The sequence below is a fragment of the Butyricicoccus sp. OF27-2pH9A genome (assembly GCF_027693185.1).
Lineage (GTDB): Bacteria > Bacillota > Clostridia > Oscillospirales > Butyricicoccaceae > Agathobaculum > Agathobaculum butyriciproducens.
In genome coordinates this window covers 129,441-139,352 of sequence record NZ_JAQEXK010000005.1, presented here as the reverse complement: position 1 = coordinate 139,352, position 9,912 = coordinate 129,441, and the positions used below count along the sequence as shown (strand labels likewise).

Here is a 9,912-nt window from a genome sequence, read left to right as displayed (position 1 = left end):
AAAAACTCTCCGCCCGGAAGGGGCGAACCCGCTGACGCAGTTCGTGTGCCCCAGAGGGCCGGTGCTGAAAAAAATTGCCGCCCGTTAGGGGCGAATCCGCCAAAGGCAGTTCGAGTGCCCCGCTCAGCCGGTGCAGAGAAAGGAGCCGCCCCGTCAGGGCGAACCCGCTTACGCAGTTCGAGTACCCTACACAATTGGTGCAGAAAAATTTCTCGAAAATTTTCAAAAAGTTGACCATTCACGGTCAATTTTCACCTCCATCCGGCATAGGGTTGAAGGAGGTGACGCAATGATGAACATTGCATTCAAACAGGCGCACAGCGGCAACTACCGCCGAGCCGCACGCGGGAAGGCGGATATCCGCTATCTGGTGCTTCACTTTACGGCGAACGACGGCGATACCGCGAAAAATAACGCGGATTACTTCGCTCGGGCGGAGATTTCGACCTCAGCGCACTATTTTGTGGACGAAAATGAGGTCTGGCAGTCGGTCCGCGACGCGGATATCGCATGGCACTGCGGCACGCGCGGCACCTATTTTCATCCGTACTGCCGCAACGCGAACAGTATCGGCATTGAGCTGTGCAGCCGCAAAAACGGCGAGAAATTCTACTTTATGCCCGAGACCGTGCGCCGGGCGCAGGCGCTGACGTGCGAACTGATGGCGAAATACAGTATTCCGCTCGAAAATGTTGTGCGCCACTACGATGTTACGCACAAAAACTGTCCTGCGCCGTTCGTCGAGAACGCATCCGCGTGGACAGCATTCAAGCAGGGGTTACAGAAAAAGGAGGAACCTGACATGACCGAAGCCGAGGTAAAGAAGATCATCGAGAGCACCCGCAGGACGTACAATAACGTTTCCGCCGTTCCCACGTGGGCGAAGCCGACTGTCGAGAAGCTGACGCGCAAGGGCTGGCTGCTTGGCGACGAGCACGGAAAACTCGACCTGACCGAAGAGCTGCTCCGCACACTGGTTATCAACGACCGCGCCGGAATCTACGGCGAATAAGCGCAGCTGTCGCGAAACTACAGTTTCGCCGACAAGCAGGAACGGACCGTGGGCCGTTCCAAAGTCGTCCAAAAGTTCCTCCCGATGGTCGAAACTTTCTCCCTCTATAGGTATAAAAACCGTGATACATGCTCCCGGTTTTTATGAATTTGCAGTGCAAATTCTATTGAATGCGCGCTGCTGCGCGATTTGTGTCAAATTCGTAGAAAAATAGACTTTTCTACAAATTAAGAGGCTGTAAATTAAATTTACAGCCTCTTTTTGTTACTTGGTGTTTTGATAGGTCAGACCCTTTTTTCGGATGATAAACAGCTGGATATAGTACGATGCCGCAAGGAATACCGCTGCGAATGTCCACGCAGCCGCGTCCGTGTAGAACAGACCGCGCTCGCCGATGGCCCTGGTCAGCAGCAGCGATGCACCCACACGGCCTGCGAACTCGGTCAGACCGGAGAGCATGGGCGCGGTCGTAAAGCCCATGCCCTGCAGGGCCGAGCGGTAGGTGTGCAGCACATAGGCGGACAGCAAAAACGTGCTCATGACGACCAGATAATCGTACGCGACCGACAGCGCCTCGGCGGCGTTGGCAGCATCCGCGGAGATGAACAGCGCGACAACGTGACGGCCGAACAGGATCATGCCCGTTGCCAGCAGCGCGGAAAAGCTGAGTGCCAGCACAAGCGTCGAGCGGACACCCATCCGCACGCGGTCAAGCCGGTTTGCGCCCCAGTTCTGGCCGGTATAGGTCGAGGCGGCGTAGCCGAACGCGGACGCGGAGCAGTCCATCAGACCGTGCAGCTTGTTGGTCGCGGTGAAGCCCGCGAGGAACACAAAGCCGCAGGTGTTGATAACCGCCTGCATGATGATGCCGCTGATGACGATGACGAAATGCTGCAGCGCGAGCGGCAGACCAAGATGGCACAGCCGCCGGATTACACTGCCGTTCGGCTGCCAGTCCGGCTTTTCGACGGACGCAGCCGGGATTTTCCGCAGCGCAATGACGCAGTACGCGAATGCAAATAGCTGCGCGAGCAGTGTCGCGGCGGCAGCGCCCGGAATGCCCCAGCCGAAGCGGATAACGAACAGCAGATCGAGCACAATGTTCAGACATCCGGCGGTAAACATGGCAATAAGCGGACTTTTGCCGTCTCCGAGTGCGCGGAGGATCGCTGCTGCCATGTTGTACGCCATCGTGATGAGCGTGCCCGCATACATCATGGTTAAATAAATGTGCGCGCCGTCATAGATGTTCTCGGGCGTGTCCAGCAGGTGCAGCAGCCAGCCTGCCGAGGACACGAACACCACGGTCAGCAGGATGCCGACTGCCGCGCACAGCAGCACGGACATGGTGATGGCCTTGCGCAGTCCCTTCTTATCGTTTGAGCCGAAGGTCTGCGACACGAGCACGGAAAAGCCCTGCGTCATGGCCTGCACGGTCCACAGCACCAGCCAGTACAGCCAGTCGGTCGCGCCGAGTGCGGCCAGCGCCTCCACACCGACACCGCGCCCGACGATAGACGCGTCTGCGACTGTGTACAGCTGCTGACCGACATTTGTCAAAATCAGCGGTACGGCCAGTCCGAGAATGAGTTTTGTCGGACGGCCGACGGTCATATTTGTCTCTCTGCTCATACAATCTCCTTACTTTGCCAGTTCGTACATTGCCGCCGCGATGATTTCCGCGTTCTGCAGCACGCGCTCGATTTCCATGTACTCGTCCGGCTTGTGCTCGCGCACCTCATCGCCGGGGAAGATCGGGCCGAATGCGACAAGGTTCGGCATGGACTTGGCGTAGGTGCCGCCGCCGATGCTCTTTAGCTCGGCCTTCTCGCCGGTCTGCTCCTCATATACCTTGGACAGTCTGCGGATGAGTTCGCTTTCGGGCGGCATGTAAATGGCCGCTGCGTGCGTCAGCTCGGTTTCGGTAAAGCCGCCGAGCGTGAAGCCGCGCGACAGACGCGGGTACACGCGCTCGTATTTCAGGGTGACCGGGTAGCGCACCGAGAAAACGAGCGACAGCGTTTCCTGCTCAAATTTTGCCACGCCGAGGTTGAGCGTCAGCGGGCCGGACAGCTCATCGCGCATGGCGAGACCGAGGGACTCGCCGTGTACCTCCATGCCGATGCGCTCTGCCACAAATGCCATGCAGTCGCCAAGCTCGCCGGTCAGCGGCAGCTGATTGAGTGCCTGCGCCAGCCGTCCAATGGCATTTTCGCCCTGCTCCGGGGTCGAGCCGTGAACGGCAATGCCCTCGGCTTCCACGCGGATGCCGCCCTCGATCGGCGTGACGATTACCTTGTCCGCCGAGATTTTGGCAGCCGCGTCCGCCGGACATTTCAGCTCCGCCGCCGCATACGCGGGCGAGATGTTGGAGGCGGCGCCGCCCTCGAACTTTGTCAGGCGGTAATCGCCGGTCTGGTGCAGCTTTCGGCTGTAAGTGCCGTTGAGAATGCCCTTTTCACCGTTGATGATCGGGTATTCGCCGTCCGGCGTGAAGCCGTACACCGGCAGCTCGCCGCCATGCGAAACGTACCACGACATATCGCCGCAGCCGGTTTCCTCGTTGGTGCCGAACAGCAGACGGATGCGCTTGGAGGGGGCAAATCCGGCATCCTTGAGCGCCGCCAGCGCGTAGATCGCCGCCACCATCGGGCCCTTGTCGTCCATCGTGCCGCGTCCGTAAATACGGCCGTTTTTGATCTCGCCGGAAAACGGCTCGGTCTCGGTCCAGCCGTCGCCGGCGGGCACAACGTCCAGATGACCGAGTACAGCCACCATTTCCTCGCCCTCGCCGTACTCGCACCAGCCGACGCGGTCGTCCATATTGCCGGTCCGGAAGCCCAGCTTTTCGCAGAGCGCAAGCGTTTCGTGCAGCGCACGGGCAGGCTCACGACCGAACGGCGCATGCTCCTCCGGTACGCCTTCCACGCTCGGGATGCGCACGAGCGCGGCAAGACTTTCCAGCAGTTCGTCCGCGTGCGCACGGATGTAGGGTTTGCAGTTCATAACAAAAACCTCCTTAACAGGGTGGATTATTCATCGGATTGGGGATGATTGAGCACAAAATGGCTCTTTTTGTATGAGATAAGTCTGTCGCGCTGCATGCGGCTCAGCTCGGCGGACAGCGCACTGCGGTCCACGCCGAGGTAGTCGGCCAACTGCTGACGGTCAAACGGAATGTCGAACGTGTCCGAGCCGTGCTGCACCGCCTGCGCGGACAGGTACGACAGCAGCTTGCCGCGCATGGATTTCGGGCTTGTGTGGAAGATTTTTCGCGTCAAAAGCAGGTTTTTCTGCGCGGTGACGTCCAGAAGGTTGCGTAAAAGCACATTGTGCGCGCTGTCCTGCGCGGCAGAGGAGAGCAGCATTTCGCTCGGCAGGAACAGCACCTCGGACGGCTCGTCCGCCACAGCAGAGACCATCATGGGCGTGCCGGGGACGCAGGCGTACGTTTCAGCGAATACCGAACCGGGCGTAATGTGATCGAGCAGCATCTTGTGGCCCCATGCGTCGCAGCGCTCGATATTCACGCCGCCCGAGAGTAGAATGCACAGCGCATGCGCGGTATCGCCGACACGGTAAATCGGCTGAAATTTGTCAAATTCACGCGTGCAGGCGTGCAGACGGCGCAAAAGGGGGGATAATTCTGCGGTTTCAATGCCGCGGAACAGACCGCAGCGTGCAAGGATGGACAGGTTCATATTTCCTCCTGTTTTGTTGTTGGGACAACATACTTTGCCTTCTCAGTATAGTAAGATATGAGCGTAAAGTCAAGTGGGGCACTCGAACTGCCGCAGGCGTGTTCGCCCGAACGGGGCGGCAGCTTTTTCAGCACCGGCTGACCGGGGTGCGCGAACTGCGTTAGCGTGTTCGCCCTGTCCGGGCGGCTTCTTTTCTGCACCGGCTGACCGGGGCACTCGAACTGCGTTAGCGTGTTCGCCCCTGACGGGCGGGGAGTTTTTCGCTGAACCTCAGCGGGGGATTCGCCGTCTGCGGACGGCGGGAGCGTCGCGGCGCCCGCCGCGGGGGCAAAAAGGAAGGACAACCTGCGGTTTTCCTTCCTCTTTGAACTCCTACCTTTCCCTTGGATAGTCTGGCGCAGATTTCCTACATGTGACCGCTGCGAAAAGGGGTACGGCAGAGGATTTTTTCTACCGTGTCTTTCGTAACCGATTCGCAGTGTCAGATAGTGTTCTGCTACACAGACCGGAAAGTCTTCGCAGGCGCGGCATAGCAGTGCCGCGCAACTCGTAAGTCTGGAGTTTACGGACAGCACCTACGGATTAGGCGTTTGGTACAATTTAACCTCGTAGGTGCTGTCTATAACAACGCGCTAAAGAATCGCGCAGCAATGGTATGCCGCGCCTGCTGGAAGTAGCCGACCTGTGTAGCAGAACGGTATCTGACCCTGCGAACAGGTTGCGAAAGTCACGGAAGAAAAAATCCTCTGCCGTTCCCTTATTTCGCAGCGGTCACATGTCGGCAATCTGCGCCAGACTCTCCAAGGGAAAAGGGGAGATTCACAAGAGGGTGGAAACCGCAGGTTGCTTCCTCCTTGTGCGCCCGCGCGGCGTCAGCGCACGTTCCCCGCTTACAAAGCGGAACCATCTCAAGACAAGAAACAGGATATATAAGGAGAAAACACTATGATTCGCAAAATTATCGAAATCGACAAAGAAAAATGCAACGGCTGCGGCCTGTGCGCCCACGCCTGCCACGAGGGCGCCATCGGCATGGTGGACGGCAAAGCCGTTCTGCTCCGCGACGACTACTGCGACGGCCTCGGCAACTGCCTGCCGGTCTGCCCGACCGGCGCCATCTCGTTCGTCGAGCGCGAAGCCGCCGCTTACGACGAAGCCGCCGTGCAGGCCAATATGCAAGCAAAATCTCAGCCGCACACCGGATGCCCGGGCAGCATGGCACGGAGTATGGAACGCGCCCCGGTCGATCAGCCGGCCTCGTTCATTCCGACGCCGAGCCAACTGCGCCAGTGGCCGGTGCAGATCAAGCTCGTGCCGGTGAATGCGCCTTATTTTGACGGCGCAAACCTGCTCATCGCGGCAGACTGCACCGCTTACGCGTACGCAAACTTCCATCAGGATTTTATCCGGGGGAAGGTAACGCTCGTCGGCTGTCCCAAGCTGGATGATGTGGATTACAGCGAGAAGCTGACCGAAATCCTCCGTCAGAACAACATCAAAAGCGTAACCGTTGTCCGCATGGAGGTGCCGTGCTGCGGCGGACTGGAATACGCCGTCCGCACCGCGCTGCAGAACTGCGGCAAGCTGCTGCCGTGGCAGGTGAAGACCATTTCCATCAAGGGTGAACTGCTGGACGATTGACCGATTTCTGTCGATTTCACTGATTTGCATTTGCAATTTTCGTTCAAAACGTGTAAAATAAAAAGGTAACACCACATAATTGGACAAGAGTGATTTGTGAGTAAAGTTTGTGTTCTGACGCGGCACGGTTTCGCAGCAATACTTGATGTATTGCAAGAAATCGTAACAAAGTCAGAGCGCAAAATTTCCACAAAGCACCGCGGTCAAATTGTGTGGTGGTGCCTTTGGAATGACACCGCGCAACGCGGTATGTAGGAGCGAAAATTCATGGCAGTCACTTTGGCAGAGATCGCTGCGCTGGCGGGCGTTTCCCGCGGCACGGTGGATCGGGCACTTAACGACAGAGGACGCGTCGATCCCAAGGTTGCGGCACGCGTGCGCCGCATTGCGGCAGAGCGAGGCTACCGCCCGAACCGTGCGGGACGCATGCTGGCACGCGCGAAAAACCCGATCAGGATCGGTGTGATCGTCCAGTCGGTCGAGACCATGTTCATGCACACGGTATTTGAGGAGATCGAACGCGCATCGGCGCACTTTACCACCACCGGCGCAGAGGTCCTCGTGCGGCCGCTTGAGGGCATTGATGCACAGCAGCAGCTGGACGTGATCGACGAGCTGCTCGAGGCAGGCGTGCAGGGCATCGCGCTTTCTCCGGCGGAGGACGAGCGGATACGCGCCCGTATTCAGGAGCTGTCCGGGCGCATGCCGATCGTTACCTTCAACTCGGATCTGCCGGACTCGGGCCGCCTGTGCTATGTCGGCGTGGACAATTTCGCGTGCGGACGTATGAGCGCCGGTCTGATGGACCTGCTGCTCGCCGGTCACGGGGAAGTCCTGCTGGTTGCCGGTCAGGAAAACAACTGGTCGCATCAGCAGCGTGTGGACGGCTTTCAGACCGAGGCTGCCGCAAATTTCCCCGGTTTGAGCCTGCTGCCGCCGCAGACCTGCGGGGACGATCAGCAGCTGGCGCATGATATTGTGTGCCGCGCCGTGAAGGAGCATCCGTCGCTGCGCGGTGTGTACGTTTCGGTAAACGGTCAGCTTGGCGCGTGCGACGCGCTGCGTGAGCTGGGGTTACAGGGCAAGGTGCATTTGATCTGCCACGACTTGATTCCGGCAAATGCGGAGAATGTCCGCCGCGGACTCATCGACTTCCTGATCGATCAGGATGCCGCCCTGCAGGGGGCACGTCCGATCGAGCTGCTTATGGACTACCTGTTGGCAGGCGAAAAGCCGGAGACCGACCGCATTCTTGCGTGCATTGATATCCGCAACCGCTACAACGTGTGAGGTGCGCGATGAAAGAGGTTTTGCGGCTCGATCACGGCGTTTTGACACATTTTCCGGCATCAGCCGGACGGAATAAGCCTGCGCTCATCCTGTGCCCGGGCGGCGGCTACGAATACTGCTCCATCCGGGAGGGCGCACCGGTCGCGCGTGCGTTTGCGCGGGACGGCGTGGAAGCGTTCGTGCTCGAGTACGACTGCACGGAGGTGCCGCTTGGCGTAAAGCCGCTGCACACGCTGTCCGCGTCTGTCGCCTGGGTGAGAGAACATGCGGCACAGCTCGGCATCGCGGCAGACCGCATTGCGGTCGGCGGATTTTCGGCGGGCGCCCATCTGGCGGGACTGCTGGCGGCGACGTGGCACGACGCAGACTGGTTTCCCGCGGGCACGGATCTGCAGGCGCACCGACCGAATGCGGCGGTGTTGTGCTATCCGGTGGTCTCGGCGGGAGCATATGCACACCGCGGCAGCTTTGTGCGTCTGGCAGGTGAAAATGCTGCGGAACAGCGGAGATTTTCGCTGGAAACGCTGGTTTCCGCGCACATGCCGCGCACTTTTTTGTGGCACACCCTGACGGACGCGACCGTTCCGGTCGAGAACACGCTGCTGCTCGAGGCGGCTTTGCGCCGAGAGAACATCAGCCACGAGCTGCACCTGTTCCCGCACGGCGTGCACGGACTCGCGCTCGCGGATTTGGAGACAGCCGACCCGATGAAAGGGCGCGTGCCCGACCGGCATATCAACCGCTGGCAGGCGCTCTGCACGGAATGGCTGAAGGAGGAATAACAATGCAGATTCGACACGCCCGGCCGGAGGATCTTCCGGTGATGCAGGAAATTTTTGCAGACGCGCGGGCATTTATGCGCGAAAACGGCAATCCCGATCAGTGGGGAGACAGATTCCCGACGCGGGAAATGCTGGACAAGGATCTTGCACTGCACCGCAGCTACGTCTGCGAGGACAGCGGCAAAATCGCAGCGACCTTTGCGTTTACGACCGACGGTGAGCCGACCTACCGCGTCATTCGCGGCGGCGCCTGGCTGGACGATGCGCCGTACGGCGTTGTTCACCGTATCGCGGCGGCAAAGGGCACGCACGGCGCAGCTTCGTTCTGCATGAACTGGTGCATGGAGCAGTGCGGAAACATCCGCATCGACACGCACGCGAACAACAAGCCTATGCAGGGTCTGCTGAATAAGCTCGGCTATACCTATTGCGGTGTCATTGAGCTGGAGAACGGGCGCGGAGAACGTCTGGCGTTCCAGAAACGAGTAGAAAAGTAAGTAAGAAACAGCAAACGGCATACCGGAGAGAATCTCCCGGTGTGCCGTTTTTATTTTCGGATTTTGATAAAATTAAAGGTTGACTTTAATATAATTTAATATTATAATGAAGTCACAATGAAAGGAAGTGATAGACGTGGCAATCGAGGTAATGCCGGAGTGGCTTGCGTCGCTGGACGAGGAGGACGTGTCGTTCATCAAAAAATTCGTGCTGGCGTCGGGTTCGCTCAAGGAGGTCGCGGGCATTTACGGCGTGACCTATCCGACCGTGAGACTGCGTCTGGACCGTCTGATACAGAAGATCAGGCTTGGCGAGCAGGCGGACGAGGAGCCGTATATCGCGCTCATCAAGCGTCTTGCGGTCAAGGACAAGTTGGATTTTGACACGGCGAAGCTGCTCATCAACGAGTACAAAAAGCTGAGAGAGGGGAACAAATCATGATGATTGCAACGGTTTCTACAATTATTTCGCTGATTTTTCTGATCGCGTTTGTCGCGGCAATGATTATTTTGCAGGTCTATCTTTCCAGACGGGAGAGTAAACTGCCGGGACTGGTACTGCCTGCCATCACGTTTTCGGGGGAGCTGTTCATCCTGCTGAACGTGGTGACGAATGTGGTGATGACCTCGGTGGCTGACAATGCGGTTGGCGGAGTGGATTCGTATGACGTGTTCGTGACGGTGCTCAACACGGTGCTGACGCTGCTCGTTATCTCCATGCCGACCATCGTGATGCTGGTAATCTACTTCCTCTGCCGCAGAGGGATGAACCGCAAAAAGCAGATCGAGAAGATGAATATTCAGGATTTGTGAGTTTTTCGCTTACTTTAAGCGAGGGGATGCGCCGTCTGCGGACGGCGGGGATTTGCCGCGCCCCGCGGCGGGGAATGCGCTGACGCCGCGCGGGCGTACAAGAGGGTAGACAACCTGCGGTTTTCCCCCTCTTGCACCCTTAAACGCCTATATTACTGGGCTTTAAGTCGTTTTTT

11 protein-coding genes are annotated in these 9,912 nt (G+C 58.5%); 7 read left to right on the top strand and 4 right to left on the bottom strand.

Annotation, left to right across the window (positions count from 1 at the left end):
- The first annotated feature begins 289 nt into the window (after positions 1–289).
- Positions 290–1,012 (top strand): peptidoglycan recognition protein family protein, encoded by a 723-nt coding sequence (locus PG722_RS06305; protein ID WP_270579978.1) that lies wholly within the window; start codon positions 290–292, stop codon positions 1,010–1,012.
- A 264-nt stretch (positions 1,013–1,276) separates the two neighbouring features.
- Here the strand turns inward: PG722_RS06305 and PG722_RS06300 are convergent, their stop codons facing one another.
- From PG722_RS06300 to PG722_RS06285, 4 genes are read right to left on the bottom strand one after another with little or no spacing between them, the layout of a single operon-like run.
- Entirely contained in the window at positions 1,277–2,644 is a 1,368-nt protein-coding gene (locus PG722_RS06300; protein ID WP_270579977.1) for an MATE family efflux transporter, read from the bottom strand.
- A 9-nt stretch (positions 2,645–2,653) separates the two neighbouring features.
- Positions 2,654–4,018, bottom strand: a complete 1,365-nt coding sequence (gene pepV / locus PG722_RS06295) for a dipeptidase PepV (protein ID WP_270579976.1) — start codon at positions 4,016–4,018, stop codon at positions 2,654–2,656.
- A gap of 26 nt (positions 4,019–4,044) precedes the next feature.
- Positions 4,045–4,713 carry a Crp/Fnr family transcriptional regulator gene (locus PG722_RS06290; protein WP_270579975.1) on the bottom strand — a complete coding sequence of 223 codons (669 nt, stop codon included), beginning with the start codon at positions 4,711–4,713 and terminating at the stop codon, positions 4,045–4,047.
- The gene (locus tag PG722_RS06285) at positions 4,710–4,913 is read right to left on the bottom strand and encodes a hypothetical protein (RefSeq protein ID WP_270579974.1); all 204 of its coding nucleotides are present in this window, start codon (positions 4,911–4,913) and stop codon (positions 4,710–4,712) included. The genes PG722_RS06290 and PG722_RS06285 overlap by 4 nt, the downstream gene beginning before the upstream one ends.
- Before the next feature lie 745 nt (positions 4,914–5,658).
- On the opposite strand from PG722_RS06285, the gene PG722_RS06280 reads away from it, so the two are divergent.
- The 6 genes from PG722_RS06280 to PG722_RS06255 all read left to right on the top strand — a co-directional run bounded on the left by PG722_RS06280 (position 5,659) and on the right by PG722_RS06255 (position 9,736).
- Positions 5,659–6,354, top strand: coding sequence for a 4Fe-4S binding protein (locus PG722_RS06280; RefSeq protein WP_270579973.1), 696 nt, complete (start codon positions 5,659–5,661; stop codon positions 6,352–6,354).
- A gap of 267 nt (positions 6,355–6,621) precedes the next feature.
- Positions 6,622–7,644, top strand: coding sequence for a LacI family DNA-binding transcriptional regulator (locus PG722_RS06275; RefSeq protein ID WP_118760897.1), 1,023 nt, complete (start codon positions 6,622–6,624; stop codon positions 7,642–7,644).
- Between the two features lie 8 nt (positions 7,645–7,652).
- Positions 7,653–8,426: an alpha/beta hydrolase gene (locus PG722_RS06270; protein WP_118760898.1), complete on the top strand. Its 774-nt coding sequence runs from the start codon at positions 7,653–7,655 to the stop codon at positions 8,424–8,426.
- A gap of 2 nt (positions 8,427–8,428) precedes the next feature.
- Positions 8,429–8,923, top strand: coding sequence for a GNAT family N-acetyltransferase (locus PG722_RS06265; protein ID WP_118760899.1), 495 nt, complete (start codon positions 8,429–8,431; stop codon positions 8,921–8,923).
- A 136-nt stretch (positions 8,924–9,059) separates the two neighbouring features.
- A complete protein-coding gene (locus PG722_RS06260; RefSeq protein ID WP_116704792.1) occupies positions 9,060–9,365 on the top strand; it encodes a DUF2089 family protein in 306 nt (101 codons plus the stop codon).
- A complete protein-coding gene (locus tag PG722_RS06255) occupies positions 9,362–9,736 on the top strand; it encodes a hypothetical protein (RefSeq protein ID WP_118760900.1) in 375 nt (124 codons plus the stop codon). The genes PG722_RS06260 and PG722_RS06255 overlap by 4 nt, the downstream gene beginning before the upstream one ends.
- Positions 9,737–9,912 lie beyond the last annotated feature (176 nt).

Excerpts from the sequence above, each read along its gene's own strand:
- PG722_RS06280 (WP_270579973.1), top strand. The coding sequence starts at position 5,659 with ATGATTCGCAAAATTATCGAAATCGACAAAGAAAAATGCAACGGCTGC.
- PG722_RS06270 (WP_118760898.1), top strand. The coding sequence starts at position 7,653 with ATGAAAGAGGTTTTGCGGCTCGATCACGGCGTTTTGACACATTTTCCG.
- PG722_RS06265 (WP_118760899.1), top strand. The coding sequence starts at position 8,429 with ATGCAGATTCGACACGCCCGGCCGGAGGATCTTCCGGTGATGCAGGAA.
- pepV (WP_270579976.1), bottom strand. The coding sequence starts at position 4,018 with ATGAACTGCAAACCCTACATCCGTGCGCACGCGGACGAACTGCTGGAA.
- PG722_RS06300 (WP_270579977.1), bottom strand. The coding sequence starts at position 2,644 with ATGAGCAGAGAGACAAATATGACCGTCGGCCGTCCGACAAAACTCATT.
- PG722_RS06255 (WP_118760900.1), top strand. The coding sequence starts at position 9,362 with ATGATGATTGCAACGGTTTCTACAATTATTTCGCTGATTTTTCTGATC.
- PG722_RS06275 (WP_118760897.1), top strand. The coding sequence starts at position 6,622 with ATGGCAGTCACTTTGGCAGAGATCGCTGCGCTGGCGGGCGTTTCCCGC.
- PG722_RS06290 (WP_270579975.1), bottom strand. The coding sequence starts at position 4,713 with ATGAACCTGTCCATCCTTGCACGCTGCGGTCTGTTCCGCGGCATTGAA.
- PG722_RS06305 (WP_270579978.1), top strand. The coding sequence starts at position 290 with ATGATGAACATTGCATTCAAACAGGCGCACAGCGGCAACTACCGCCGA.